Origin of the sequence: Clavibacter sp. CT19 (genome assembly GCF_027858075.1) — a bacterium.
In the GTDB taxonomy this organism is placed as follows: domain Bacteria; phylum Actinomycetota; class Actinomycetes; order Actinomycetales; family Microbacteriaceae; genus Clavibacter; species Clavibacter tessellarius_A.
The window spans coordinates 287,314-313,862 of sequence record NZ_JAQHYR010000001.1; the positions used below are offsets into that span (position 1 = coordinate 287,314).

The window sequence follows — 26,549 nt, forward strand, 5'->3', positions numbered from 1 at the left end:
ATGCTACCGCCCGGACGACATCGCGCAGGAGGCCGCCGCGCAGGTCCGTCGTGAGGCGACGGGAGCCGGGCGACCGCGGTCGGATGTCGCCGCGCGGCACCAGGCGCGCGGCCCCGCCCGATCATCTCGGGCGGGGCCGCGCGGTCGTGCGTTCGTGCGGGCGGGGCGCCGGATCAGGCCTCGCGGGTCTTCGGCGAGCTGTCCTCCGTCTTGCGCGGGTCCTTCTCGACGATGTCGCCGAGCGCGTCGTCGATGCGCGTCAGCAGCTCGGCGGGGATCTCCACGCCGGAGGCCTTCACGTTCTCGTGCACCTGCTCCGGACGCGAGGCGCCGATGATCGCGGACGCCACGTTCTCGTTCTGCAGCACCCACGCGACCGCGAGCTGCGCGAGAGAGAGGTCGAGCTCGTCGGCGACGGGCTGCAGCGCCTTTACGCGGGAGAGCGTGTCGTCGTTCATGAACCGCTTGATCATGTTCGCGCCGCCCTTGTCGTCGGTCGCGCGGGATCCGGACGGCAGCTCCTGGCCGGGCTTGTACTTGCCGGTGAGCACGCCCTGCGCGATGGGGGACCACACGATCTGCGAGATCCCCAGCTCCTTCGAGGTGGGCACGACCTCCTCCTCGATGACGCGCCAGAGCGCCGAGTACTGCGGCTGGTTCGAGATCAGCTGGAAGCCCAGCTCCGTCGCGAGCGCGTGGCCGGCGCGCAGCTGCTCGCTCGTCCACTCGCTCACGCCGATGTAGAGCGCCTTGCCCTGGCGGACGACGTCGGCGAACGCCTGCATCGTCTCCTCGAGCGGCGTCTCGTAGTCGAAGCGGTGCGCCTGGTACAGGTCGATGTAGTCGGTCTGGAGCCGCTGGAGCGAGCCCTCGACCGAGTCCATGATGTGCTTGCGCGAGAGCCCCACGTCGTTGTGGCCCTTGGGCCCGGTGGGGCCGAAGACCTTGGTGAAGATCTCGATGGAGGCACGTCGCTCGTCCTTGAGCGCCTCGCCGAGCACGGTCTCCGCCTTGGTGTTGGCGTAGACGTCCGCGGTGTCGAAGGTGGTGATCCCCGCCTCGAGCGCGGCCTTCACGCACGCGGTCGCGGTGTCGTTCTCGACCTGCGATCCGTGGGTGAGCCAGTTGCCGTAGGTGATCTCGGAGATCTTGAGGCCGGAGTTGCCGAGGTATCTGAATTCCATGGTCCGACCGTACGCCGGGCACCTCCGCGGTTCCGCACGAAAGTGAGCGACGGCGGCACGCACGACGACGCCCGCCCCCGAGTCCGGGAGCGGGCGTCGTGGTCGTGCGGGGAGCGCTAGCGGCGCGGGGCGTCCGCGTCCGCTTCCACGCTGCGGCCGGAGCCGCGCGCCGCGTCGTCGTCCGCGTCGGCGGGGGCCTTCTCGCCCTCGACGGCGGCCGCCTGGTCGGTGCCCTCCACGGCGGACGCGTCGCGCTTCGTCTTCGCGAGGCTGGCGACGGTCGCCACCGTGATGGTGAGGAGGATGAACGACAGCGAGAACCAGATCGGGATCTCGGGGGCCCACAGCATCGGCTCGCCGCCGTTGATGAAGGGCACCTCGTTCACGTGCATGGCGTGCAGCACGAGCTTCACGGCGATGAAGCCGAGGATGACCGCGAGGCCCTGCGAGAGGTAGACGAGGCGCTCGAGAAGGCCGGAGATCAGGAAGTACAGCTGGCGGAGGCCGAGCAGCGCGAAGGCGTTGGCGGTGAAGACGATGTACGCCTCCTGCGTCAGCCCGAAGATCGCGGGGATGGAGTCGAGCGCGAACAGCACGTCGGTGAGGCCGATGGCGAGCATCACCAGGAACATCGGGGTGAAGAGCCTCTTGCCGTCGACGCGGGTCGTGAGCTTGTCGCCGTCGTAGTGGTCCGAGGTGGGGATGAAGCGGCGGAGCACGCGGATGAGCTTCGAGTCGGACTCGTCCTCGTCGTGCGTCTCCTTCATCTGCTTGTAGGCCATCACGAGGAGCAGGGCCCCGAAGAGGTAGAAGACCCAGGAGAAGTTGTCGATGATCGCGGAGCCCATCGCGATGAAGATGCCGCGCATCACGAGCGCGATGGCGATGCCGACGAGGAGCACCTTCTGCTGGAAGGCCCTCGGCACGGCGAAGCTCGACATGATGATGAGGAAGACGAAGAGGTTGTCGACGCTCAGCGCCTTCTCCGTCACGTAGCCGGCGAAGTACTCGCCGCCGAAGGTCCAGTTCGAGAAGACGCCGACGCCCACGCCGAAGACGAGCGCGATGACGATGTAGACGACCGACCAGGTCGCGGACTCCTTCAGCGTCGGCTCGTGCGCCTTCCGCACGTGCGCGAAGAAGTCGAAGACGAGCAGGCCGAGGACGGCCGCGATGGTCGCGGCCCAGAGCCAGAAGGGGACATCCATTTCGGGGGTTCTCCAGTACTCGGACCGCTTGTGGGTCCGGTGGGGTACTGAAGGTCTCCTCCACCCCGCGAGCTGCTGCTCACGGAACCGGCCGCACGGGTCGGAGTGGTCCGACCGTATTGACGACACGACCGCCGGATGGGAGTACTCCCCTTCGGGACACGAGTGTATACGGCCGCATGGAGCGCATCCGACCACGCGGGCGGATCCCCAGCCGGGCGAGCGCGCTCGGGCCCGGCGCGAGAGGTGCCGCTACTCGAGGAAGAGCAGCGCGATGCCGGCGACCGCCGCGACGGCGCCGATGCCGATCAGCACGAGGCCGGTGATGCGGAGCGCACGGCCGTCGAGCTCGGGCGCGTGGGTGCGGACCCGCCAGGGGGCGCGCGGCGAGAACCAGACGCGCACGTCGGATCCGGCGGCCAGGTCGCGGGTCTCGTCGGTGTCGGCGGGCGCCTCGTGCACGTCGCCGTCGTCGTCGAACCACCGGAGGACGCGGGCGGATCCGGCGCCGTCGTGGCCCGACGGCGCGTCGGCCACGAGCCCCTCCGTCGCCGTCCAGCGGCGGCCGAGCACGCGGACGGAGACGCCCGCCACGTAGAGCGCGATGCCCGGGACGAGCGCGATCCAGGTGAGGAACTCGATGATGAGGGACGCCGCGGCGAGACCGTCCATGCGTGGTGCCCCCGCGTCCGCTCGTGGTGGACCCGACCGGGCCCGGAGCTCGATGCTATCGGGGCGCCCCCCGTGGTCCGGGCGGGGGAGGCGCGGAGCGGAGTCGCTCGGCCCGCCGTCTAGAGGTCGATGCTGTCGCCGGGCTCGAGCGCGTGGAACTCGCCGCCGCCCTGCTCGGTCGCCCACTGCAGGCGCCCGTTCGACATGGCCTTGCCCGCCGCCGACAGCACCATCTCGTGGGTGGGGAACGCGCGACGCGGCTTCACCGCGAGGACGTAGTCGATGGACTCGCTGATCTTCATCCAGGGCGCGCCGGCCGGAGCGGCCAGGAGGTCGACCTCCACGCCTTCGGGGATCGTGAACGAGTCGCCCGCGTAGTAGAGGGCGTCGTTCACGAGCACGCCGAGGTTCTGCACGACGGGGATCGACTCGTGGATGACGGCGTGGTCGCCGCCGAAGAAGCGCAGCGTGAACGGGCCGACCTCGACGACGTCGCCCGCCTCGACGACGGTCACGTCGAAGTCGGTCGCGGCGGCCGCGACGCCGGACGGCGCGTAGACGGGCACGCCCTCGTTCTTGTCGAGGATCCGCTTCAGCTGCTCGGGCGTCCAGTGGTCGGGGTGCTCGTGCGTGATGACGATCGCGTCGGCGTTCATCGCCTCCGTGATGGGGGTGGTGAAGGAGCCCGGGTCGATGAAGAGCTTCCGTCCGCTCTGTTCCAGGACCAGGGCGGCGTGCTCGAGCTTCGTCAATCGCATGAGAGGAGCCAACACCGTCGAGGCGGCGGGGGCAAACCGGCCCGGTCGGGGCTCGATTTGGTCGGGCTGTGCGCGCTGTGGCATACTCGACGAGTTGCAAAAACGGCCCCATCGTTTAGCGGCCTAGGACACCGCCCTCTCACGGCGGTAACACCGGTTCGAATCCGGTTGGGGTCACCACCGCGTCATCCAGCCCGGTCCCTCCTCACGGAGGGCCCGGGCTTTCTTCTTCTCCCCGGCGGCGGATCCGGCTCGGGGCGACACCCGCGGCCTGTACCGTCGAGGGGTGAGTGTGCACCTGGTCGGAGGCGGCCTGTCGGATGACGACACCCCCCTCCTCGCGCGGTTCCTGTCCGAGGCGACGACGAGGGCGACCGCGGCCGCCCGGTTGGAGCCGGCCCGCATCGCCGTGGTCCTCGTCCACGACGGCCTCGGCGCCGAGTGGTTCGACCAGTACGCCCAGGCGCTGCGTGCCGCCGGTTCGTGCGAGCCGGTCGCGGTGCTCGCGCCCGAGGGCGGATCCATCGAGGTCGCGCAGCTGCAGGACGTGGACGGCATCGTCGTCGGCGGGGGCCTCACGCCCGCGTACCGCCAGGCGCTCGAGCCGGTCTTCGGCGAGATCCGCCGCCAGGTCACCGCGGGCGTCCCGTACCTCGGCTTCTCCGCCGGCGCCGCGGTCGCCGCCGAGACCGCCATCGTCGGCGGCTGGCGCATCGGCGACGTCGAGGTCGTGCAGGAGTCCGCGAGCGAGGACCTCGACGAGGTCACGGTCGAGCAGGGCATCGGCCTCATCGACGTCGCGGTCGACGTGCACGCCGCGCAGTGGGGCACCCTCACCCGGCTCATCGCCGCCACCGAGGCCGGGCTCGTCGAGGGCGGCGTCGCCATCGACGAGGGCACCGTGCTCATCGTGGGCGAGGGCCAGCTGGTCGTCGAGGGGCGCGGCAGCGTCTGGTCGGTCATCGGCTCGGAGACCGGCGTCACCGTCAGCTCCGCCGGCGCCTCCTGATCGGCCGCCCGTGGCGCTGACCCTGCCGGAGCTCGTCGAGCGCGGCCTCATGGACGCCGGCTGGGCGGAGGCGCTCGCTCCCGTCGCCGACGACATCGCGCGGATGGGCGAGTGGCTGCGCGGCGAGGTCGCCGCCGGCCGTCCCTACCTCCCGGCGGGCGACCGCGTGCTGCGTGCGTTCCAGCAGCCGCTCGCCGACGTGCGCGTGCTCATCGTGGGGCAGGATCCGTACCCCACGCCCGGCCATCCCGTCGGCCTCTCGTTCTCGGTCGAGCCCGACGTGCGGCCCGTGCCGCGGAGCCTCGTCAACATCCACCGGGAGCTGCGCGACGACCTCGGCATCCCGACCCCCGAGCACGGCGACCTCACCGCGTGGACCCGCAGCGGCGTGCTGCTGCTCAACCGCGTGCTCACGGTGCGGCCGGGCGCGCCCGCCTCGCATCGCGGCACGGGCTGGGAGGCCGTGACGGAGTGCGCCATCCGTGCGCTCGCCGACCGCGGCGGCCCGCTCGTCGCGATCCTCTGGGGCAAGGACGCCGGGTCGCTCGCGCCGATGCTCGCGCCCGTGCCGTCCATCACGTCCGTGCACCCGAGCCCGCTGTCGGCATCGCGCGGCTTCTTCGGGTCGAGGCCGTTCAGCCGGGCCGACGCGCTGCTCCGCGAGCAGGGCGCGGATCCGGTCGACTGGCGGCTCTGAGCCCGCGGCCGTCCGCACCTGATCCGCGCTGCGGACGGCCGCGCACACCGCCCGGACCGGCGCGCGGCCCTGGCCGTAGGATCGCCCCATGCTCGAGGAGGAATACCAGACGAGGCGCCGCCTGCCCGCCCACCTCCGGAAGCCCGCGCCGCCCGTGCCCGTGTTCTCCTTCGAGATCCGCGCAGCCGCCGTCTCCGATCTCCCGGACATCCGGGAGATCTACAACCACTACGTCATGAACAGCACCGTCACCTTCGACGAGACCCGCATGACGCTCGCCCGGTGGCGCGGCCGGTTCGGCCAGCTCGAGCGGATGGGGATGCCGTTCCTCGTCGCCGTCTCGCCGTCGGGCCAGGTGCTCGGCTACGCGCTCGTGGAGCCCGTCGGGAACCGCCGCTCGTCGCGCACGACGGTGGAGGACTCGATCTACCTGGGCGCCGCGTCCACCGGCAAGGGCCTCGGCCGCGCGCTGCTGGAGGCGCTCCTCGACGCGTGCCGGGAGGCGCGGATCCGGGAGGTCATCGCGGTCATCGCCGACCAGGGCGCCGAGGCGTCCATCCGGCTGCACGCGTCGCTCGGCTTCACCGAGAGCGGGCGGATGGGCCGCGTCGGCTGGAAGTTCGGGCGCTGGCTCGGCACCGTCACCATGCAGGCGAGCCTCAAGCCGACGGAGCGGCCGGGCCGGTGGGCGCGGGCCATGCGGCGATCGTCTCCTGGCGACGCCGCTCCTCGTCCCACCACGCCCGCTGCCGCTCCTGGAGCTGCTCCTTAGAGGTGAGCGGGCGCGGCGCGACGGTCTCGACGCGGTGTCGGCGGGCCCACCATCCGGTGAGGAGGGCGGATCCGAGCACCACGGCCATCGGCAGGATCATGAACGGGCCGCCGGTGCCGTCGCTGCGGTCCAGCGACTCGGACATCTGGCCGAGGAGCGCCGTGGGGATGAACAGCAGCGTGTTGTTGAGCGCGTGGATGAGCACGGGCGCCTCGAGGCCGCCGGTCAGCCGTGCGGAGATCGTGGCCGAGATGCCGAACACGAAGTAGTAGGCGATGAGCCACGGGTCCTCGGCGAGGTGGGCGAGCGCGAAGAGGGAGCTGGCGACGATGGCCCCGACGACGAGCGCGACCCGCGTGTCGCGGAACCAGGATCCGACCGAGCGCTGCACGAGGCCGCGGAAGCCGTACTCCTCGCCCGCCGACTGCAGCGGGGTCGTGAGCAGCACGATGACGAGGAACGCGACCACCTCGCCGTCGACGCGGATCTCGCCGGTGGGGTCGAGCGCGAACGTGACCGCGATGTAGACGAGGAAGACCGGCGCGATCACCAGCGCGACGCGGCCGAGCCAGCGCCAGCGGAAGCGGCCGACGACGGACGACAGCGTGCCCATGCGCACGCCGAAGAGCCAGCGCTGGAGGAGCATCGAGACGGGGATGAGGGCCGCGAGCGAGAGGTTGGTGGCCAGCATGATGACGGGCGTCATGGTCTCGAGCGACGACGCGTCCGACGCGTCGAGGCGGCCCGTGGCGAACTCGATGCCGAAGGCGACGAGGCCGAAGACGAGCGACAGGACGAAGAAGGCGATGGCGCCGAGGACGAGCGCGACGACGCCGCGCCACGGACCGCCGGTGTCGCGGAGGCCGTGGTGGTACGGCACGGGCCGGCGCTCGGGGAGCGGCGGCAGGGCCGGCGGCGCGGGGACCGGGAAGCCGACGGCCGCGGCCCCGGTCGTCGACGGCGGGGCGGGGGGCATCGGCTCCGGTGCGCTCATGCGGCAAAGGTACCGGGGCACGGCTGCGCGGACATCCACCCGAGGGTGGAGGGCGCGCGGCGGAGGGGCGGGGTCGCGCGCGACCGGCGGCGGCCCGTGCCGCGTACGGTGGACCGGACGAGAGGCGCACCGATGCAGCAGGATCAGGACCGACCCGAGGACTTCGACGAGAAGCGGCACGAGCAGCTCACCACGGCCCCGAAGGCGGTGGAGTCGGATGCGGCGCCGCGCGTCCAGGTGTCGGAGCCGGAGGACGGCGTGACGCGGATCGACGTGGCGGACACCGCGTCGGTGCGGCCGGGGAAGCCCACGCCGACGCGCGACGCGTGAGCGCCGCGGAGGCCGGGCGAGCGGCGGCCGGAGCGCGGGAGCCGCGCGACGTGCTCGTGCTCGGCGGCACCGCGTGGATCGGCCGGCTCGTCGCCGAGCGCCTGGTGGCGCGCGGCGACCGGGTGACGTGCCTCGCGCGCGGCGCCTCGGGATCCGCTCCCGCGGGAGCGCGGCACGTCGTCGCCGACCGCGACGGCGACGACGCCTACGACGCGGTGGCGTCTGCGGACTGGGACGAGGTCGTCGACCTCACCTCCTCGGCCGCGCACGCGCGCGCCGCGGTGGCGGCGCTCGCCGACCGGGCCCGGCACTGGACCCTCGTGAGCACCGTGTCGGTGTACGCGTCCTTCGAGCGCGCGGGCGACGACGAGTCGGCGGCGGTCGTGGATCCGGTGGACCTCGACGAGTACGGCCAGGCCAAGGTCGCGGCCGAGCGCGCGGTGACCGCAGCGCTCGCCGGACGCCGCATGATCGTGCGCCCCGGCCTCATGGCGGGTCCGGGCGACGACAGCGACCGGTTCGGGTACTGGCCGGCGCGGTTCGCGCTCGCGGGCGACGGGCCGGTGCTCGTGCCCGACGCGTCCGACCGCCGGGTGCAGGTGATCGACGCGCGCGATCTCGCCGACCTCGTCGTGGAGGTCGGCGTCCGCGGGCTCGACGGCGTGGTGGACGCGGTGGGGGAGAGCGTGCCGCTCGCGGAGGCGCTGGACCTCGCGGCGGACGCCGCGGGATCCACGGGCGAGCGGGTCGTCGCCTCGGACGCGCGGCTGGCGGATGCCGGCGTGCGGCACTGGGCCGGCGCGCGGTCGCTGCCGCTGTGGCTGCCGCGCGAGGCGGGCGGGATGCTGGCCCGGAGCGACGCGGGCATCCGGGCGCTGGGCGTCGCGCGTCGCCCGCTCGCCGAGACGATGCGCGACGTGCTGGCGGACGAGCGGGACCGCGGGGTCGACCGGGCGCGGCGGTCCGGGCTCACGCGCGACGAGGAGCTCGCGGTCCTCTCCGACCTGCGCTGACGGGACCCGCGTCCGCACGCACGAGCGCCGCGCACCGTCCGGGGACGGGTGCGCGGCGCTCGTGGTTCGCGCGGGTGGATCAGCGGATCGCGGCCCGCAGCTCGGCGGCGGCCGCGGCTGGGTCGTCGGCCGAGTAGATCGCGCCGCCGGCGACGGCGACCACGGCGCCCGCGTCCTGCACGTCGCCGATGGTGCCGGGCTTCACGCCGCCCGCGACGGAGAACGCCACGCCGGACGCCTTGCCCGCCTCGAGGAGGTCGCCGAACGTGTAGCCGTCCTCCGCCTGCTCGTCGAGGCCCGCGTGCATCTCCACGAACTCGGCCCCGAGCTCGGTGACCTCCTTCGCGCGCGTCGCCTTGTCGGCGACGCCGATGAGGTCGACGACGATGCCCTTGCCGTGCTTCTTCGCGGCCTTCACGGCGCCCGCGATGGTGCTGTCACCGGCGACGCCGAGGACGGTCACGAGGTCGGCCCCCGCGGAGAACGCGATGTCGGCCTCGAGCTCGCCGGCGTCCATCGTCTTGAGGTCGGCGAAGACGATCTTGTCGGGGTGCGCCTCCTTGATCGCGGTGATCGCGGAGAGGCCCTCGGCCTTGATGAGGGGGGTGCCCAGCTCGATGATGTCGACGTGCGGCGCGGCCTTGCCGGCCAGCTCGAGCGCGTCCTTCGTCGTGAGCACGTCCATGGCTACCTGGAGCTTCATGCGGTTCCTCTTCCTGTCGTGATGCGTGTCGGGGTGGTGGGGGATCGGGTGACCGTCGGTCACTCGAGGTTCGCGTGGCGCGGCCACAGGTCGTCGGCCGAGAGACCGGACGCCTGCCACAGCGCGTGGAACACGGCGTCGCCGACGAGCGCGACGGAGAGCTCGAAGAGCCCGCCCGCGTACTGCTCGGAGACCGTGCCGCCGTGGTCCTGCTTGGCGGCCGCGGGGATCAGCACGGTCACGTCCGCGAGGCCGGCGAGCGGCGAATCGTCCGCCGTCGTGAGCGCGACGATGCGGGCGCCGACCTCGTGCGCGATCTCGGCGGCGCTCACGATGCCCGCCGTGGTGCCGGAGCCGCTCGCGACGACGAGGACGTCGCCCTCCTCGATCGCGGGCGACGTGGCCTCGCCGACGACGTGCGCGTGGAGACCGAGGTGCATGAACCGCATGGCGGTCATGCGGAGCGCGAGGCCGGAGCGGCCGGCGCCCAGTGCGAAGACGCGGCGGCCGTCGCGGATCACGCGGGCGGCCTCGTCCAGGCGCTCCGCGAGGTCCGGGTCCGTCAGCGCGCGGGCCACGCGGGTGTTCTCGTCCGAGATGAGCGTGAGGGCCGCGGCCACGTCGACGGAGGCGTCGCCGGTCGGGCGGGGGTCGGGCGTCGTGTTCGTCATCGTGTCCATGGTGGCCGCGCCGCGGCGTGCGCGCTGCCCACCCGACGGGTGGATCCGCCTACCCGTCCGGGCAGGTGCCGCTCGCCACGGCCGCACTTCCGGGTGGGCGTACGGTGGCAGGATGCCGTCCCGGACCCACCCTGCCTCGCCCGCCGCCCGTCCGTCCGCGCTCGCCGCCGCCGGCGCGGTCGGCCTCCTCGACGGCCTGCACGACGCGCTCGCCGCCCCGTTGCAGGAGGTGGCCGGCGCCCTGTCGACGCTGCTGCAGCCGGTGGTCGCGCATCGCGCGCTCGTGATCTTCACGGAGGACTGCACGGGCCGCCCGCGCAAGAAGGCCGGCGAGGCGGAGGTGGTCGAGAACGTGACCATCGCCGAGCTCGACGGGATCCTCGCGAGCCTCGCGGCAGGATCCGACGACGACGACGGCTCCGCCTGGGCCGTCGAGCACCCGGTCGGCGGACGCCCGCGCACTGTCGCCGCCTGGCGCGCCGACACGGGCGCGCTCCTCGTCCTCGTGGATCCCGTCGCCGCGCACGACGACGTGCCCGCCGCCCGCGAGCTGGTGCGCGCGCTCTGGCGGAGCGTGGCCCACGGGATCCGTCAGCAGGTCGCCGCGGCCCCGCCCGCCTACCTCGCGGAGGCCCGCGCGGTCTCCTCGGAGCGCGCCCGCGTGGTCGCCGAGCTCGGCGACGCGCACGCCACGACCCTCGAGTCGCTGCTCGCGGTGCTGCGCTCCTCCCGCACGGGCGACGCGGCCGCGCGCCAGACCGCCGCCGACCTCGCGACCAACGCCATGGTCGAGCTGCGAGCAGCGAGCGATCGCGACCGCTCGCTCGGCGAGGAGCCCGTCGCGCGCGCCTTCGCCCGGCTGCGCGACGACCTCCGCCCGCTCGTGCGCTTCCGCGACCTCGACGTGCAGTTCGTCGAGCCGCCCGTCGACGGCCGCGCGCTGCCGGGCGAGGTCGCGCACGCGGGCCGGGCCATCGTCCGCGGCGCCGTGCTCGCGCTGGTGGAGGAGCCGGACGTGACGCGCGTGCGCATCCAGTGGGACTGCGACGGCAGCAACCTCCTCGTCGGGATCCGCGACGACGGCGCCGGATCCACCACCGCCGACCTCGACGCGCTCCGCCGCCTCACCGACCGGGTCGCCGCGCTCGACGGCACGCTGGAGGTGACGGCGACGCCCGGCTGGGGGTCCGAGATCGCCGTGCGCCTGCCGCTCGACGCGCCCGCCGCGGGCCTCGACGCTGCGGGGGAGGCGGGCCTCAGCGCACGCGAGCGGGAGGTGCTCGCGCTCGTCGCCGGCGGATCCCGCAACCGCGCCATCGCCGCCTCCCTGGGGATCAGCGAGAACACGGTGAAGTTCCACGTCGCGAACCTGCTGCGGAAGATGGGCGCCTCCACCCGCGCGGAGCTCGCGGGGCTCGTGCGGGGCTGACGCGGGCGGCGGGCGCCGGGCGGCGGGCGGCGGGCGGCGGGCGGCGGGCGGCGGCCGCCGGGCGAGAGGCGCCGGGCGCCCTCGGAGCGGGTGCGCGAGTTAACCCCATGGAAACCTCGGCTACGTAAGGTATTGGGCATCCCCACCACCCGCCCGCCCGAACGAGGACGTCCCCGCATGCGCTCTGCCCCCACCCGCCACCCGTCCGGGGCCGCGCGCTCCGGCACCGTCCGCACGGGCGCCCTCGCCCTCGTGGCCGGTCTGTCCGCCGCCGCCCTCGGGCTCGGCGCCGCCCCCGCATCCGCCGCCGAGGGCGACGTCGCCATCGACGTCTACTCGATCAACGACTTCCACGGCCGCCTGGAGACCACGTCGTCCACCGCGGGCGCCGCCGTCATCTCCGGCGCCTTCCAGCAGGCGAAGGCCGCCAACCCGAACAGCACGCTGATCTCCGCGGGCGACAACATCGGCGCGAGCACCTTCACCTCGCTCTCGCAGCAGGACCAGCCGACGCTCGACGCGCTCAACGCCATGGGCGTCTCCGTCTCGACCCTCGGCAACCACGAGTTCGACCAGGGCCGCGACGACGTCGACGACCGCGTCGTCCCCGCGTCGGACTTCCCCTACATCTCGGCGAACCTGTACGAGAAGGGCACGACGGAGCACGCGTACGCGGCGTACGACGTGCAGGACATCGGCGGCGTGCGCGTCGCGTTCGTCGGCGCCACGACCGAGTCGCTGCCGGAGCTCGTGAGCCCCGCCGGCCTCGCGACGCTCGACGTCGGCAGCGTCGTCGACGCCTCCACCTCGACCGCCCGCGCGCTCCGCGACGGCGACGACGCGAACGGCGAGGCGGACGTGGTCGTGCTCGTCGTGCACGAGGGCGCGTCCACCTCCGACGAGGCGTCCCTCACCGACGACTCGGTCTTCGGCCGCATCGTGACGGGCGTCCAGCAGGACGTCGACGCGGTGATCTCGGGCCACACGCACCTCGGCTACGACTACGAGCTGCCCGTCGCGGGCAGGGCGCTCCCGCTCCCGGTGCTGCAGACCGGCAGCTACGGCACGAACCTCGGGCACCTGTCGCTCACGGTGGATCCCGCCACGAAGGCCCTCACCTCCATCTCCTCCGAGCTCGTGCCGCTGCTCACCGCCGCGGGGAAGCCGGCGTTCCCGGCGGATCCCGCGGTGCAGCGCATCGTCGACGACGCGGTCGCGAAGGCCGAGGTCATCGGCAGCCGCACGGTCGGCGAGATCACGGGCGACATCAGGCGCGCCCGCCAGGCGGACGGCGCGGAGAACCGCGGCGGCGAGTCCACCATCGGCAACCTCGTCGCCGACGCGCAGCTGTGGGCCACGCAGGCGGACCTCGGCACGGAGATCGCCTTCATGAACCCCGGCGGCATCCGCCAGGACCTCACCGTGGCGTCCTCGGGCGCCGGTGACGCGGAGGGCGAGGTGACGTACAAGGAGGCCGCCGTCGTGCAGCCGTTCGCCAACACGTTGACGACCGCGAAGATCACGGGCGCCGGGATCCGGGCGGTGCTCGAGCAGCAGTGGCAGGGCGAGGGCGCCACGCGCCCCTTCCTGAAGCTCGGCATCTCGCGCGACCTCACCTACACGTACGACCCGACGGCCGCGCGCGGCGAGCGGATCACGGGCGTGTTCTTCCGAGGCGCGCCCGTGGATCCCGCGCGCGTCTTCACGATGGTCGCGAACAGCTTCCTCGCGGAGGGCGGCGACGGCTTCACCGAGCTCGCGAACACGACCGAGCAGAGCGACTCGGGGCGCGTCGACCTCACGGCCTTCGTCGACTACGTGACGGAGTTCTCGCCGGTCGACCCGGACTCCGCGACGCGCTCCATCGGCATCGTCGACACGACGGGCGCGGCGCCGCGCGCGGGCCAGGAGCGCTCCTACGAGCTGTCGTCGCTGCTCGTCTCGAACGCGCCCGTGCAGGACACCGAGGTGGTCACGCTCATCGACGGCGAGGAGGTCGCGCGCACGCCGATCGACGCCGCGGTGGTCGACACGACCGACGAGCAGGGCCGCGCGAGCGTGCGGTTCACGGTCCCGGCCGACCTCGCCGCGGGCGCGCACCAGCTCGCGTTCCTGCTGCCGAGCACGGGCGCGTCGGTGCTCTTCGCGCTCGACACGGCGAGTGGATCCGTCGTCCCGTCGGGCACGGGCGTCGTGCCCGCGCCCAGCACCGAGCCGACGCTCGCGGCGACGGGATCCGAGGCGGGGCCCGTCCTCGGCACCTCGCTCGCGGCGCTCGCGCTCGGCCTCGCGCTCGTCGCGTTCCGCCGCCGCGCATCGGCGGCCGCGCGCCGCTGACGATCGCGGATCCCCAGGACGGGGCGGGTGCCGGGAGACCGGCGCCCGCCCCGTCCGCGCGTCCGGCCCGGCCTACGCTGGACCGGTGTTCGCACTCCACCACCTCAGCGCCCAGGACCAGTGGGACCAGCTCCAGCGCGGCGAGGTCACCCCGACCGAGCTCGTCACCCACTACCTCGAGCGCATCGAGCGGCTGGATCCGCAACTCGGCGCCTTCACGACCGTCAACGCCGACCGCGCCCTCGACCGCGCCCGCCACGTCGAACGCGAGGTGCCGCGCACCGCGCCGCTCTGGGGCCTGCCGTTCGGCGACAAGGACCTCTCCGAGCGCGCGGGCGTCCGCACCACCTTCGGCTCGCGCCTCTTCCGCGACCACGTGTCCGAGCGCACCGACCCCATCCCGCAGGCCCTCGACGACGCGGGCGGCATCAGCCTCGGCACGACCAGCGCGCCCGAGTTCGGTCTGCCCTCCTACACCGAGAGCCTCGTCGCGCCGCCCGCGCGCACGCCCTGGGACACCACGCGCGGCGCCGGCGGATCCAGCGGGGGAGCGGCCGTCGCGGTCGCCGCGGGCCTGCTGCCGTTCGCGCCCGGATCCGACGGCGGCGGCTCCGTGCGCATCCCCGCGGCGGCGACCGGCCTCGTCGGCCTCAAGCCGTCGCGCGGCCTGGTGCCCGCGGGATCCGGCCAGGAGTCGCTCGCGGGCCTCGTGGTGCCCGGCCCGCTCGCGCGCAGCGTCGCCGACGCGGCCATGCTGCTCGACGCGATGATCGGCCGGGTCAACGGCCGCATCCCGCACCCGTTCACCCTGCGCGCGCCCGAGGACCACGACGGCGACCTGCTCGGCGCGGCCGTCCGCGGCGAGGGCCGCTTCCAGATCGGCGTGATGACCACCACGCCCTGGGACGACGCCTACGAGATCGCCCTCGACCCCTCCGCCCGCGACGCGCTGGCCCTCGCGGTCCGCGAGCTCGCCGCCGTCGGCCACGGCCTCGAGGACCTCGCGCTCCGGCCGGATCCGACCTACGCGCCCGCGTTCCGCACCATCTGGCAGGCGGGCGCCGCGGGGATCCCCGCCGAGGGCGCCGAGCTCGACCTCCTCGAGCCGCTCACGCGCTGGCTCGTCGAGCGCGGCCGGGCACTCAGCGCGCGCGACCTCGCCCGCGCGCTCGCGCAGCTCACCGCCTACGAGCGCAGCGTCATCGCCCAGTTCGCGCACGTGGACGCCGTGCTCACGCCCGCGCTCGCGCAGGAGCCGCGCCCGATCGGCTGGTACGACGCGGAGGACGGCGAGCGGAACTTCGCGCAGCAGGTGCAGTACACGCCGTACACGTCGTTCGCGAACGTCACGGGCCTGCCCGCCATCACGCTCCCGGTGCACCTCACCGACGACGGCCTGCCGATGGGCGTGCAGCTGATCGGGCGGCCCGGCGGCGAGGCGACGCTCCTCGCGATCGGCCGCCAGCTCGAGCGGCGCCTGCACTGGCAGCGGCGGCACCCGCCGCAGTGGTGAGACGCGGCGTCGTCGACGCGGGGGCTACGCGAGCGCGCTGACGCCCTTGACGATGGCCGTCGCGGCACCGGCGAACGAGATGACCACGACGGCCGTGCGCGCCCCGCGGCCCGGGATGCGGGGCGCGAGCAGCGTGCCCGCGCCGACGCCCGCGACGAGCGTCACGACGATGCCGATCCACGCCGCCGCGCCGAGGTCCGGCCAGCGCTCCGGCGCCAGCACGAGCTTCGTGATGAGCGACGCCGCGCCCGTCGTGAGGAAGAACGGCTGCAGCGTGGCCGCGAACCCGCGCTGCTCCCAGCGGCTGACGACCGCGTAGACGCTCACGCTCGGGCCGCCGATCCCGGCCGCGGCGTTCATCACGCCCGCGGCGAAGCCGAAGCCGGCCATCACGCCGGGGCCGTCGACCACGCGCGTCGTCCGCCGCAGCGCGAGCGATGTCGTGAGCGCGGCGACCAGCAGCACGCCGATCCCGATCTCGAGCGCCGGCTCCGGGAGCAGGTAGGCGAGGAGCGCGCCCGGCACGATGCCGACCACCGCGGGCCCGGCGAGCAGCAGGTAGCGCCGCCACTCCACGTCGCGCCGCACGGCCGAGAGGACGAGCGAGGCCGAGAGCACGCTGCAGAGGTTCACGATCATCACGCCGTCGAAGGGCCCCAGCAGGATCACGAGCACGGGCGCCACCACCAGCGCGAACCCGAGGCCCGTCACGCGCTGCGCGATCGCGCCCACGAAGACGGCGACGAGGACGGGGGCGATCACCCTGACATCCTCCCGTGGATCGGGCGCCCGATCCGCTGCCCGCCCTCGACCGCTGAGGTTAGGCATGCCATACTTAGGCTGTGCTTACCTCCACTGCGACCCACGCCCGCAGCACCGCCGCCGTGGAGCCCGTGGTCGAGGAGCAACCCGAGGTCGAGCGCCCCGCCTACCGGCCCTTCGCCGCGCGCGTCGCCCGCACCGAGCGCGTGAGCCCCACGTTCCTCCGCATCACGTTCCAGAGCGACGACCTGCGCGACTTCGGCGACGAGTGCCTCGACCAGCGCATCAAGCTGCTGCTGCCCGTCGCCGAGCACGGCCTGCCCGACCTCACCGGGGTCGGCGGTGACGACTGGTTCGCGTGGTGGCGCGCGCTGCCCGACGCCGAGCGCAACCCGCTCCGCACCTACACGTCCCGCGCGGTCCGCCGGGAGCTCGGCGAGGTCGACGTCGACTTCGCGCTGCACGGCGACATGGGTCCCGCGTCCCGCTGGGCCGGCGCCGCGGCCGTGGGCGACCCCATGGTCCTCATCGGCCCCGACGCCCTGAGCCCGGCGCGCGGCCTCGGCATCGAGTGGCACCCGGGCGCCGCGCGCTCGCTGCTCCTCGCGGGCGACGAGACCGCCGCCCCCGCCATCTGCAACATCCTCTCCTCGCTGCCGGACGATGCCGTGGGCTGCGCCTTCATCGAGGTGCCCGTCACGGGCGACCGCCTCGAGGTGCGCGTGCCGAAGGGCGTGAACCTCACGTGGCTGCCGCGCGACGGCCGCCCGAACGGGTCGCGCCTCGAGGAGGCCGTGCGCCACTGGGTCGACTGCCACGTGAAGGTCGGCGCCATCGCCACCCCCGAGGTCGCGCTGGCCGCCGACGCGCAGCCGCTCGCCGAGGACGACGCCGACGGCATCGTCTGGGACGCGCCCGTCGTCCACGAGGGCTCGACGCTCTACGCGTGGCTCGCGGGGGAGTCCGGCTGCATCAAGGCCATGCGCCGGTTCCTCGTGCGCGACACCGGCATCGACCGCCGCCAGGTCGCGTTCATGGGCTACTGGCGCCGCGGCGCGGCCGAGGGATCCTGACCGTGGCCGGATCCACCCGCACGCGCGCCGCGAAGGGCACGAAGCGGCAGGTGCTGTTCGTCACCGACGAGACCGGTCTCGCCCAGACGCAGGCCGCGCTCGCCGCGCTGCCGATGTGCACGCGCGGCAGCGTGTTCGTCGAGGTGCCGGATGCGTCCGTCGAGGTCGCGCTCGCGCATCCGCCGCGCATGGTCGTCACGGTCATCTCCCGCGCCCGTCGCGGGGACGACGGCGCGCCGGCCGCGCCCATGACCGCCGTCGCTCGGGCCGTCGGCGCCTGGGCCAGCGAGATGATGGTGTTCGCGGCGCCCACCTCCGACGAGCACCCCGTCACCGAGGTCAGCGTGCTGCTCGGCGGACACGTCGGCGGCCACGACGACCTGCTGCACCTGCTCGCGACGCGCTGACGCACCGGCGGCTGCGCGTCGCCGACGCCGCCTGCCGTGCGCGCCTCAGCGCCGGGCGGATCCGTCGGCGCCGACCGCGAGCTCCAGCGCTGCCCACAGGTCCCGCCCCAGCTGCCGGTCCGCGGCCTGCGCGGTCGTCTTCCCGTCGGGCGTGAGCTGGTCGAAGTAGGTGCCGTTCGCCGCGCCCAGATCCGGCACCGACGCGAGCTGCACGAGCGGCACCGCGCCCGCCTCCGCGGAGATCCCGTAGGCGCCCATCGAGAGCGCGAGCACCGCGCGCATCACGGTGCTGTCGGATCCGAACGACGTGCGCACGAGTCCGGGATGGAACGAGACCGCCTCGATGCCGCGCGGGCCGACGCGCTCGGCGAGCGTGCGCATCATCAGGATCATCATCGCCTTCGACGTGCCGTACGCCTGCCAGCCGCCGAGCCACGGGCGCTTCCGCCACTCGAGGTCGTCGAGGCGCACGCGACCCCAGAGGTTCGCGCGGCTCGCGGTGCCGATGACGCGCACGGGGCTCTCGTCGGCGCGGAGGTCGCGCTGCGTCTCCTCCAGCCGCGGCAGCAGCAGGCGCGTGAGGAGGAACGGCGCGAGCACGTTGCGCTGGAACGTCGTCTCGTGCCCGTCGACCGTGCGGGCGCGCCGCGGCACGAGGCTGCCGGCGTTGAGGGCGAGCACGTGGATCCGCGGGCACGTCTCGAGGAGCGTCGCGGCCAGCCGCCGCACGTCGGCCAGCCGGTCCATGTCGGCGACGACGTGCCGAGCCCCGAGCTCCGCCGCGATGCCGCGCGTGCGCTCCGGATCCCGGCCGACCACGACCACGTCGGCGCCGCGCGCGTGCAGCTCCCGCGCGGCGATGCGGCCGATGCCCGAGCTCGCGCCCGTGATGACGATCGTGCGCCCGTCGAGCGGGCCCGTCACCGGTAGCCGCCCTTCTCCAGGCCCGCCTCGATCTCGAACCGGTTGCGCAGCGGATCCCGCCCGGCCCACGCGTAGAGCAGCGGCATGAGCAGGCCGTACCGCCGCCACTGCGTCACGTGAACGGCCTCGTGCTCGAGCACCGCGGGCCCCGCGTTGTCGCGGGTGAGGTACACCCGGCCGATGCACGTGCCGCCGCGGCCGAAGACCCAGGACGGCAGGCCGGTGAGGACGATGAGGTCGCCCTGGCGCCGCACCTCGCCCGTGCTGAGCGGCAGGCCGATGGACAGCGCGATGCCCGTGGCGACGCCGCTGCCCGCGCGCGAGACGGGCGAGTCGAGCAGGACGCCGCGGATTGCGCCCGCGACCGCGCCGAGGCCGGCCCGGATCACGCGGTCGGCCGCCCGTACGTCTCGAGCAGGCGCAGCCACACCTCGCTGATGGTGGGGTACGACGGCACGGCGTGCCAGAGGCGCGTGAGCGGCACCTCGCCGACGACCGCGATGGTGGCGGAGTGCAGGAGCTCGGCGACGTCCGGGCCGACGAACGTGACGCCGACGATGACGCCGCGGTCCTCGTCGACCACCATGCGCGCCTGGCCCGCGTAGCCGTCGGCGTGCAGGCTCGAGCCCGCGACGGAACCGAGGTCGAAGTCGACGACGCGCGAGCGGATGCCGGCGTCCTCCGCCGCCTTCGCCGTGAGGCCGACGCTCGCGACCTCGGGGTCGGTGAACGCGACCTGCGGCACGGCGCGGTGGTCGGCGGTCGCGACGTGCACGCCCCAGGGGGAGTCGTCGACCGTGCCGCCGGTCGCGCGCGCGGCGATGACCTCGCCCGCGGCGCGCGCCTGGTACTTGCCCTGGTGGGTGAGGAGCGCGCGGTGGTTGACGTCGCCGACGGCGTACAGCCACGGCGTCTCCGCGTTCACGTCGCCCGTGACGAGCATCGTGTCGTCCACGTCGAGGTACGCACCGGTCTCGAGGCCCACGGTCTCGAGGCCCAGGTCGTCGGTGCGCGGGGTGCGGCCGGTGGCGACGAGCACCTCGGCGGCCGTGACGGAGGATCCGTCGGACAGCTCCACGAGCACCTCGTCCCCGTCGCGCGTGACCCGGGAGGGCGAGGCGCCGAGGCGCACGTCGACGCCCATGCCGCGGAGGCTGTCGGCGACGAGCTCGCCCGCGAACGGCTCCTGCCCGCCGAGGAGGCCGCTGCGCGCGACGATCGTGACCGCGCTGCCGAGCGACGCGAACGCGGTGGCCATCTCGGCCGCGACGACGCCGCCGCCGATGACGACGAGCGATGCCGGCACGACCTCGACGCTCGTGGCCTCGCGGCTCGTCCACGGCTGCGCCTCGGCGAGGCCCGGGATGTCGGGCAGGAGGGCGGCGGTGCCCGTGGAGACGGCGACGGCGTGCGTCGCCTCGTGCTCGGTGACGGATCCGTCGGGCGCGGTGACCGTGACGCGACGGGGCCCGGAGATGCGGCCGTGGCCGCGCGCGAGGTCGATGCCGATGCCCTCGAGCCAGCTCACCTGGCCCTGGTCGTCCCAGGAGCTCGTGAAGGAGTCGCGGCGCTCCAGCACCGCCGCCACGTCGAGGTCGCCCGTGACGGCCTCCTTCGATCCGGCGACGGCGCGCGCCGCGCGGAGGGCGCTGCCGGAGCGGAGGAGCGCCTTGCTGGGCATGCACGCCCAGTAGGAGCACTCGCCTCCCACGAGCTCGGACTCGACGACGAGCACGGAGAGCCCGCCCTGCTTCGCGCGGTCGGCGACGTTCTCGCCGACGGGGCCGGCACCGATGACGATGAGGTCGTAGGAGGTCATGGTCCCGACCCTACGCCCGGCCCCCGTCACGCCCGTGGGGCCGCTTCGGCGAGCGGATCAGCGCCCGACGAAGTCCGCCGGGCGGCGCTCGGCGGCGGCCCGCATGCCGCGCGCGGCGTCCTCGGATCCGGCCAGGCGCACGAGCTCTGCGGGCAGCGTGGCCGCGGCCGCATCGTGGCCATCGCGCTGCGCGGCACGGGCGTTCCGGAGCGTCGCCTGCACGGCGAGCGGGGCCTGGGCGGCGATGCGCTCGGCGATCCCGACGGCGGCCTCCAGCTGCTCGCCGTCGGGCACGACGAGCTGCACGATCCGCATCCGCCGGGCCTCCTCCGCATCGAAGAGGTCGCCCGTGAGCATCCAGCGCATGGCGTCGCCCCAGCCCGCGACGGCGGGGAAGCGCAGGGTCGCCCCGCCGAACGGCAGGATCCCGCGCGCCACCTCGATCTGCCCGAAGCGCGTGCCCGTGGCCGCCACGACGACGTCGCTCGCGAGCGCCAGCTCGATGCCGAGCGTGAGGCACGTGCCCTGCACCGCGAGCACCACGGGCTTGCCGACGCCGGGGCCCGTCACCCGCCACGGGTCGATGCCGTCGTCGGGCACCGTGTCGAGGCCGCCGCCCGGGCCACGGCCGATGTGCGGCGCGACGTCGGCGAGGTCGAGCCCGCCCGTGAAGTGGTCGCCGATCGCGTGCACGACGCCGACCCGCAGCTCCGGGTCGCGGTCGAGCAGGCCGTAGGCGCTCGCGAGCTCGCGGAGCATGCGCATGTCGGCGGCGTTGCGCTTGGCGGGCCGGTCGAGGCCCATGAGCAGGATGTGCCCGCGGCGCTCGACGCGCACGCGGGGAGCGTCGTCGTCGGCCGGGCGGGGCGCGTCGGGGGCGGATGCGGTGCGGGCGTCGTCGTCGGTCACGGCGGTCTCCTTGGATCGTCCCCGCCAGCCTCGCAGGGCGCGTCGCGCGCCGCGACCTCCCGAACGGGAGCAGGGACGCGCCGGAGCGCGGGCGGCGCCAGGCCGGGAGCGCGGGGCGCGACGCCGCGCCCCGCGGATCAGACCGGCCCGGTGAGCGCTCCGATGACGCGGAGGATCGTGCCCATGTCGTCCACGGCGGCCGCAGGGGAGGAGGGCGCGAACTCGGTGATGCCCGCGCCCGCGAGCCCGTACGACCGGCGGAGCGCCTTGATCGCGTCGGTGAGGACCTGCACGTCGAGCCCGAACGGCTCGGGGAAGCCGACGCCGGACATGGCGCCCGGGTCGAGCACGTCGAGGTCGACGTGGACGTGGACGTGCGTGGCGCCCGTCGCCGCGACGGCCGCGACGAGCGACTCCGCGTCGAGCGCGTCCACGGGCAGGTGCGCGATGCCGGCGCTCTGGACGAACGCGGCCTCGGCCTCGTCGAGCGCGCGCACGCCGGCGAGCACGACGCGGTCGGCGGTGACCGCCCCGATCGGGAGCGCGAGGCCGTCGGCGCCCTCGCCGAGCACGGCGCGCAGCACCATGCCGTGGAACGCCCCGGACGGGGAAGACGCGGGCGTGTGCAGGTCGGCGTGGGCGTCGAGCCAGACGATCGCGAGGCCCGGATGCGCCTCCGCCGCGTGCCCGATGGACGCCAGCTCGACCCCGCCATCGCCGCCGATGGTGATGACGGGCCCGTCCGCGGCCCGGAGCGCCGCCTCCTGGCGGGTGCGCACCGCGAGCAGCGACGCGTACCGGTGGATGCCGGTGCCGAGCGACTCCCCGGCCTCGACGGGCACCTCGACGACGCGGGTGGCCGACGCGGGCAGGTCGCCGCGGATCGCCTCCGCCCCGTCCGCGAGCCTCATGGCGCGGGACGAGCCCGAGCCCTGCCATTGGGGGACGACGACGAAGGAGGCGGGCACGTCCCCAGTATCGCGTGCGTCGCCGGACATGGCGATGCCCGCCCTCGCCGCGGTGGCGGGAGGACGGGCATCGACCCGGGGAGGAGCGGGGCTACTCCATGTCGCGGTAGCGCTTCGCCTCGGCGAGCGCCGTGCGGAGACCGTCGGCGTCGAGCGCCGGACCGTAGCCGGGGGTGTCGCGCTGGATGCGCCAGCCCTCCGCGAGCGGTCCCGCGTCGACGGTGTCGTAGCCGAAGGAGTCGAGGATCCCGGTGACCGTGGCCTTCGCCTCGGCGTCGTCGCCCGCGATGACGAGCGCGCGGCGGTTCGGCGTGCCGGCGGGCGTGCCGTGCTCCGTGAGGTCGGCGGCGTAGATGTGGTTGAAGGCCTTGACGACCTTCGACTCGGGGAGGTGACGCTGCAGCATCTCCGCGGTCGTGGTGGTCTCCTCGTCGAGCTCGGCGATGTGGCCGTCGCGCTCCGGGTAGTAGTTGTCGGTGTCGATGACGACCTTGCCGGCGAGGGGCTCGACCGGCACGCTGTCGATGTCCTTCAGCGGGATCGTCACGACGACGATCTCGCCGGCCTCGGCGACCTCCTGCACGGTGGCGGCGCGCGCGTGCTCGCCGAGCTCGGCGATCAGGTCGGTGAGCGTCTCCGGGCCGCGGGAGTTCGCGATGACGACGTCGTGGCCGGTGGAGGTGAACAGGCGGGCGAGCTGGCTGCCGATGAGTCCGGCGCCGATGATTCCGATGTTGGTCATGCAGGGGGGAACGGCTGCCACCTGGCAGGCATTCCCCGCGGACGACGACGGGCGCCGCCCCGGAGGACGGCGCCCGCGCATCTGGCCGGTAGGGCTACTCGCCGGACGTGACCTGCTTCGGCGCGGATCCGCCGGACTTGAGCGCGGCCAGGCGCGCCTCGACCTCGGTCAGCTCGCCGAGGTCCTCGAGCTCCTCGAACTGCGCGTCGAGGCTCGAGGCCTGCAGCTCCTCGGCGCCGCGGACGCGGGCCTCCTCGCGGCGGATCTTCTGCTCGAAGCGGCTCACCTCGCTGGTGGGGTCCATGATGTCGATGCTCTTCATGGCGTCCTGCACCTGCGACTGCGCCTGCACCGTCTTCTGGCGGGCGTTCAGCTCGTCGCGCTTCGACGAGAGCTGCTGGAGCTTGCCGCGCATGGTGTCGAGGCCCTGCTTGAGCTTCTCGACGACCTCGGTCTGCGACGCGATGGTCGGCTCGGCGCCCTTCGCCTCGCTCTCCGACTGCATCTGGCGCTGGAGCGCGACGCGGGCGAGCGCGTCGAACTTGTCGGCGTTCGGGGTGTTGCCGGCGTTCCTGTACTCGTCCGCCTTCTGGCTGGCGGCGAGGGCCTTGCGACCCCAGTCGCCCGCGGCCTGGACGTCCTCGCGGTGGTCGTCCTCGATCATCCGCAGGTTGCCGATGGTCTGGGCGACGGCGCTCTCGGCCTCGCGGATGCTCTCCGTGTAGTCGCGGACCATCTGGTCCAGCATGAGCTGCGGGTCCTCGGCCTGGTCGATGAGGTTGTTGATGTTGGCCTTCGCGAGCTGGGCGATGCGGCCGAGGATGGACTGCTTGGACATGGGTGCTGCTCCTTCTCGTCTGGTGCTTCGTCGGAATGGGTTGATCATGGGTCGCTCTCGTTCTCGTCGTCGTGCCGTCGTGCGTGCGATGCGTGGGGTGCGCGGATCCGCTAGAAGTCGCCGCCGCCGAAGCCTCCGCCGCCTGCGCCGCCGAAGCCGCCTCCGCTGAAGCCGCCGCCTCCGCCGCCGAAGCCGCCCCCGTCGAAACCGCCGCCGCCGCCACCCCAGCCGCCGCCTCCGCCTCCCCCGCTGAGGAGACCGCCGAGGATGCCGCCGATGATCGCGCCGCCGAAGGCGTCGCCGCCTCCGCCGCGGCCGCCCATCATGCCGCCGCCGTAGCCGCCGTACCCGCCGCCCTGGTCGAGGTCGCGCTGGGCGGCCTCGATGGCCTGGGCCGAGTAGGAGGTCGCGGCCTGCGCCGCGGCGACCGCGCGCACCGGATCCCGGGGAGCGGCCTCGTGCGCGTCGTCGAGCGCGCGCTGCGCGTGGGCGAGGCGCGTGCGCGCCTCCTCGCCGACGCCGCCGCGGCGGGTGGAGATGAAGTCGCGGGCCGTGGCCACCTGGCTCTCGGCGGTCGAGAGCGCGCGCGGCAGGTAGCCGATCGCGCGCTGGACCTGCTCCTGCTGCTCGCGTACCGGCGCGAGCGCCTCGTCGAGCCGGGCCTCCGCCTCCTGCAGGAGCGTGACGCTCGTGAGCGGATCCGCGAGGCGGCCCTGCAGCGGCTTCGCGTCGGCGATCGCCTGCTCGGCGGCCTCCACGAGGCGCGTCAGCTCCGGCATGCGCCCGCCGCGCTGGGCGGCGCGGGCGTCCTGGATGTCGCTGCGGACGTCCGCGATCTCCTCCTGCACGCGCGTGGACGCGTGCTCGAGGTCGGAGGACACGCGGTCGACCACGTCGAGGAGCTTCCCGGCCTGACCGACGGACTGCTGCGCGGCGCGGACCTTCACCGCGATCTCGCCGGTCGAGGTCCGGTCGCCCGCGCGGATCGCGTCGGCCGCCTCCTGCGCCGTGTCGGTCGCGAAGGAGAGGAGCGAGCGGGCCTGGTCGACGTTGCCGGTGACGGTCGTCATCGACGGGCCGGCGTAGCGGCGGCCGAGCAGCTCCACCGCCTCCTGCGTGCGCTCGATGCGCGACTTCAGCGCCTCGGCGTCGGTGACGATGGCGGCGAGGGTCTGCGGCGCGTTCTGCTCCAGCGCCCGGAGCTCCTCGAACGACGCGGCCTGCGCGTCGAGCTCGGCGCGCGCCTCCTCGCACAGGTCGACGATGCGGGCGGCCCACGTGCGGCGCTCCTCGTCGGTGTCCTCGATCGTGTCGTCGAGCTTCTGCTTGAGGGCGAAGGCCTCGCGGACCTTGCCGCCCGCCGAGACGAGCACCTCGCGGTAGGGCCCGACCGCGCCGGATCCGAACTCCGCCTCCGCGAAGCCGACCTCCTGCTCGCTGGTCTCGAGCGCGTCGTCGAGCTGCACGAGCATGCTGCCGGCGCGCTGCTCGGCGGTCCGCATCTCCTCAAGCACCGCCTGCCGCTTCTGGGCGACGGCCTTCTTCTTCTTGCGTCTACCGAGCAGGGTCGTCACGACGGTGGCCAGGAGGATCGCGCCGAGCACGTAGAGGAGGACGAGGCCGAAGTCGATGCCGGAGCCGTTCCCGGTCGAGGGGGTGGATCCGGTGCCGGTCTCGGCGACGGTGCCGGTCTGCGAGATGGACCGGAGCCCCTGCGCCGCGTCGATCGCGGCGCCGGACCAGTCGCCGGCTTCGAGGCGGGGCTTGACCACGCCGTTCTCGAGCTGATCGCGCTGGGCGAGGGAGACGCTGTCGGGGACGCCGACGACGAACTGCCGGCCGTCGACCGCGACCGCGACGATGGCGTCGTTCGAGCCGAAGCCGTTCGCGGCCTTCGTGGCCTCGCCCCAGGCCTTCTGGCTCGCCGCCCCCGTGAACGTGTCGACGTACGCGACGTGGAGCGTCACCCCGGTCTGCTGCTGCAGCTGGTCGATCGCCTGCTGGATCTGCTGCTCCTGCGCGGAGGTGACGGCACCGGCCGGGTCGAGGATCGACGCCCCGCCGAACTGCACCGGCTCCGTGGCCTGCGCCATCTGGGGCACGAGGGCCCCGGCCAGACCGAGCGCGAGCGCGGCCCCCAGCAATCTCGCGGACCGCGGCATGCGACTCCTCCGTCGTCTCAAGGTCGTGCTCCGTCCAGGCTAGTGGCGCGGGTGCCGTGCGGGGCCGCGGGGACGGCTCCCGTCCGGGTCACGCGAGCTCCGTGGTCGTGCGGTCGCGGGGGTCCCAGCGGCGGAGGCCCGCGACCGGGGCGGCGACCGGATCCAGCCGGCCGAGCGCGTCGACCGCCCGGCCCAGCTCCTCCGCGGTGAGGCGCAGCGCGAGGGAGACGTGCGGGGTCCAGGATCCGGGGCGCGTGTGGGGGACGACCTCGACCGGCTCCGCGTCGGCGTCGGCGCCGTCCGGGCCCGGCCTCACGAGGGAGGCGTCGACGGCCGCGTGGATCCGCCCGTGCAGCGCGAGCAGCGCCTCGTCCACCACGACCTGCCGCGCCAGCACCAGGCCGCGCGGCGGGACGCCGAAGACGAGGAGGCCGCCCAGCCGGAGCGTCGGCAGGGGAGCGGACGCGGCGATCGCGCGCACGGCGTCGTCCGCGGATCCGACCAGGCCGTGCGCCGCGAGCAACGTCACGTGCGGCCGGTTCGTCGCACCGGCGTGGTCGGCGAGGCTCGGGACCGCGGCGTCGGCGAGGGCGCGCCACATGCCGCGGACCGCGGCGTCGGACGCCGCGTCCAGCGTGAACTCGAC

27 protein-coding genes and 1 tRNA gene are annotated in these 26,549 nt (G+C 74.3%); 11 read left to right on the forward strand and 17 right to left on the reverse strand.

All coding sequences use genetic code 11. The annotated features are described in order from the left end of the window. Positions 1 to 173 precede the first annotated feature (173 nt). From PED38_RS01265 to PED38_RS01280, 4 genes are all read right to left on the reverse strand, one after another. Positions 174 to 1,184 carry an aldo/keto reductase family protein gene (locus PED38_RS01265; protein ID WP_270979243.1) on the reverse strand — a complete coding sequence of 337 codons (1,011 nt, stop codon included), beginning with the start codon at positions 1,182 to 1,184 and terminating at the stop codon, positions 174 to 176. A 116-nt stretch (positions 1,185 to 1,300) separates the two neighbouring features. Further along, the gene (locus PED38_RS01270; protein ID WP_270979245.1) at positions 1,301 to 2,392 is read right to left on the reverse strand and encodes a TerC family protein; all 1,092 of its coding nucleotides are present in this window, start codon (positions 2,390 to 2,392) and stop codon (positions 1,301 to 1,303) included. Positions 2,393 to 2,644: 252 nt separating this feature from the next. Beyond that, positions 2,645 to 3,064 (reverse strand): DUF3592 domain-containing protein, encoded by a 420-nt coding sequence (locus PED38_RS01275; protein ID WP_270979247.1) that lies wholly within the window; start codon positions 3,062 to 3,064, stop codon positions 2,645 to 2,647. 119 nt (positions 3,065 to 3,183) lie between these two features. Next, positions 3,184 to 3,822, reverse strand: a complete 639-nt coding sequence (locus PED38_RS01280; RefSeq protein ID WP_063072856.1) for an MBL fold metallo-hydrolase — start codon at positions 3,820 to 3,822, stop codon at positions 3,184 to 3,186. A gap of 104 nt (positions 3,823 to 3,926) precedes the next feature. Between PED38_RS01280 and PED38_RS01285 the strand changes: the two genes are divergently transcribed. The 4 genes from PED38_RS01285 to PED38_RS01300 all read left to right on the forward strand — a co-directional run bounded on the left by PED38_RS01285 (position 3,927) and on the right by PED38_RS01300 (position 6,300). Continuing rightward, positions 3,927 to 4,002, forward strand: a tRNA-Glu gene (locus tag PED38_RS01285). A gap of 106 nt (positions 4,003 to 4,108) precedes the next feature. Then, positions 4,109 to 4,831, forward strand: coding sequence for a Type 1 glutamine amidotransferase-like domain-containing protein (locus PED38_RS01290; RefSeq protein ID WP_270979249.1), 723 nt, complete (start codon positions 4,109 to 4,111; stop codon positions 4,829 to 4,831). A 10-nt stretch (positions 4,832 to 4,841) separates the two neighbouring features. Beyond that, positions 4,842 to 5,528 (forward strand): uracil-DNA glycosylase, encoded by a 687-nt coding sequence (locus tag PED38_RS01295; protein ID WP_270979250.1) that lies wholly within the window; start codon positions 4,842 to 4,844, stop codon positions 5,526 to 5,528. Positions 5,529 to 5,616: 88 nt separating this feature from the next. Then, complete coding sequence (locus PED38_RS01300; protein WP_270979251.1) at positions 5,617 to 6,300, forward strand: GNAT family N-acetyltransferase; 684 nt, start codon at positions 5,617 to 5,619, stop codon at positions 6,298 to 6,300. Here the strand turns inward: PED38_RS01300 and PED38_RS01305 are convergent. Beyond that, complete coding sequence (locus tag PED38_RS01305) at positions 6,188 to 7,294, reverse strand: CPBP family intramembrane glutamic endopeptidase (protein ID WP_270979252.1); 1,107 nt, start codon at positions 7,292 to 7,294, stop codon at positions 6,188 to 6,190. The two genes, PED38_RS01300 and PED38_RS01305, sit on opposite strands and share 113 nt — an antisense overlap. Positions 7,295 to 7,426: 132 nt before the next feature. Between PED38_RS01305 and PED38_RS01310 the strand changes: the two genes are divergently transcribed. Then, a complete protein-coding gene (locus PED38_RS01310; RefSeq protein WP_270979253.1) occupies positions 7,427 to 7,624 on the forward strand; it encodes a hypothetical protein in 198 nt (65 codons plus the stop codon). Further along, entirely contained in the window at positions 7,621 to 8,637 is a 1,017-nt protein-coding gene (locus PED38_RS01315; protein ID WP_270979254.1) for an NAD-dependent epimerase/dehydratase family protein, read from the forward strand. Before PED38_RS01310 ends, PED38_RS01315 begins: the two co-directional genes overlap by 4 nt. A gap of 79 nt (positions 8,638 to 8,716) precedes the next feature. Here PED38_RS01315 and hxlA read toward each other — a convergent pair whose 3' ends face one another. Next, positions 8,717 to 9,340, reverse strand: a complete 624-nt coding sequence (gene hxlA, locus PED38_RS01320; RefSeq protein ID WP_063072862.1) for a 3-hexulose-6-phosphate synthase — start codon at positions 9,338 to 9,340, stop codon at positions 8,717 to 8,719. A 59-nt stretch (positions 9,341 to 9,399) separates the two neighbouring features. Then, positions 9,400 to 10,011 (reverse strand): 6-phospho-3-hexuloisomerase, encoded by a 612-nt coding sequence (hxlB, locus tag PED38_RS01325; protein WP_270979255.1) that lies wholly within the window; start codon positions 10,009 to 10,011, stop codon positions 9,400 to 9,402. Between the two features lie 121 nt (positions 10,012 to 10,132). Between hxlB and PED38_RS01330 the strand changes: the two genes are divergently transcribed. From PED38_RS01330 to PED38_RS01340, 3 genes are all read left to right on the forward strand, one after another. Next, complete coding sequence (locus PED38_RS01330; protein WP_270979256.1) at positions 10,133 to 11,449, forward strand: LuxR C-terminal-related transcriptional regulator; 1,317 nt, start codon at positions 10,133 to 10,135, stop codon at positions 11,447 to 11,449. 177 nt (positions 11,450 to 11,626) lie between these two features. Beyond that, positions 11,627 to 13,786, forward strand: coding sequence for a bifunctional metallophosphatase/5'-nucleotidase (locus tag PED38_RS01335; RefSeq protein WP_270979257.1), 2,160 nt, complete (start codon positions 11,627 to 11,629; stop codon positions 13,784 to 13,786). A gap of 85 nt (positions 13,787 to 13,871) precedes the next feature. Beyond that, positions 13,872 to 15,299, forward strand: a complete 1,428-nt coding sequence (locus PED38_RS01340; protein WP_270979258.1) for an amidase — start codon at positions 13,872 to 13,874, stop codon at positions 15,297 to 15,299. Positions 15,300 to 15,323: 24 nt separating this feature from the next. On the opposite strand, the gene PED38_RS01345 is transcribed toward PED38_RS01340, so the two are convergent. After that, positions 15,324 to 16,061: a sulfite exporter TauE/SafE family protein gene (locus tag PED38_RS01345; RefSeq protein ID WP_063072867.1), complete on the reverse strand. Its 738-nt coding sequence runs from the start codon at positions 16,059 to 16,061 to the stop codon at positions 15,324 to 15,326. 80 nt (positions 16,062 to 16,141) lie between these two features. Here PED38_RS01345 and PED38_RS01350 point away from each other — a divergent pair, with 80 nt between their 5' ends. After that, positions 16,142 to 17,134 (forward strand): siderophore-interacting protein, encoded by a 993-nt coding sequence (locus PED38_RS01350; RefSeq protein WP_442870646.1) that lies wholly within the window; start codon positions 16,142 to 16,144, stop codon positions 17,132 to 17,134. Positions 17,135 to 17,136: 2 nt separating this feature from the next. Continuing rightward, positions 17,137 to 17,541: an SIP domain-containing protein gene (locus PED38_RS01355; protein WP_270979259.1), complete on the forward strand. Its 405-nt coding sequence runs from the start codon at positions 17,137 to 17,139 to the stop codon at positions 17,539 to 17,541. Positions 17,542 to 17,586: 45 nt separating this feature from the next. Here PED38_RS01355 and PED38_RS01360 read toward each other — a convergent pair whose 3' ends face one another. The 9 genes from PED38_RS01360 to PED38_RS01400 all read right to left on the reverse strand — a co-directional run bounded on the left by PED38_RS01360 (position 17,587) and on the right by PED38_RS01400 (position 26,504). Beyond that, a complete protein-coding gene (locus tag PED38_RS01360; RefSeq protein WP_270979260.1) occupies positions 17,587 to 18,465 on the reverse strand; it encodes an SDR family NAD(P)-dependent oxidoreductase in 879 nt (292 codons plus the stop codon). After that, entirely contained in the window at positions 18,462 to 18,854 is a 393-nt protein-coding gene (locus PED38_RS01365; protein ID WP_270979261.1) for a Fe-S oxidoreductase, read from the reverse strand. The genes PED38_RS01360 and PED38_RS01365 overlap by 4 nt, the downstream gene beginning before the upstream one ends. Further along, positions 18,851 to 20,284 carry a dihydrolipoyl dehydrogenase family protein gene (locus PED38_RS01370; protein WP_270979262.1) on the reverse strand — a complete coding sequence of 478 codons (1,434 nt, stop codon included), beginning with the start codon at positions 20,282 to 20,284 and terminating at the stop codon, positions 18,851 to 18,853. The genes PED38_RS01365 and PED38_RS01370 overlap by 4 nt, the downstream gene beginning before the upstream one ends. A gap of 57 nt (positions 20,285 to 20,341) precedes the next feature. Then, a complete protein-coding gene (locus PED38_RS01375; protein ID WP_270979264.1) occupies positions 20,342 to 21,193 on the reverse strand; it encodes a crotonase/enoyl-CoA hydratase family protein in 852 nt (283 codons plus the stop codon). Positions 21,194 to 21,330: 137 nt separating this feature from the next. Then, on the reverse strand, positions 21,331 to 22,161 hold the full coding sequence (locus tag PED38_RS01380) for an arginase family protein (protein WP_270979266.1): 831 nt from the start codon (positions 22,159 to 22,161) through the stop codon (positions 21,331 to 21,333). A 91-nt stretch (positions 22,162 to 22,252) separates the two neighbouring features. Beyond that, positions 22,253 to 22,903 (reverse strand): NADPH-dependent F420 reductase, encoded by a 651-nt coding sequence (locus PED38_RS01385; protein ID WP_063072874.1) that lies wholly within the window; start codon positions 22,901 to 22,903, stop codon positions 22,253 to 22,255. A 94-nt stretch (positions 22,904 to 22,997) separates the two neighbouring features. Continuing rightward, complete coding sequence (locus PED38_RS01390) at positions 22,998 to 23,741, reverse strand: PspA/IM30 family protein (RefSeq protein ID WP_086520663.1); 744 nt, start codon at positions 23,739 to 23,741, stop codon at positions 22,998 to 23,000. A gap of 110 nt (positions 23,742 to 23,851) precedes the next feature. Further along, entirely contained in the window at positions 23,852 to 25,903 is a 2,052-nt protein-coding gene (locus PED38_RS01395; RefSeq protein WP_270979271.1) for a TPM domain-containing protein, read from the reverse strand. 88 nt (positions 25,904 to 25,991) lie between these two features. After that, the gene (locus PED38_RS01400) at positions 25,992 to 26,504 is read right to left on the reverse strand and encodes a 2'-5' RNA ligase family protein (protein WP_270979273.1); all 513 of its coding nucleotides are present in this window, start codon (positions 26,502 to 26,504) and stop codon (positions 25,992 to 25,994) included. Between the last annotated feature and the right edge of the window lie 45 nt (positions 26,505 to 26,549).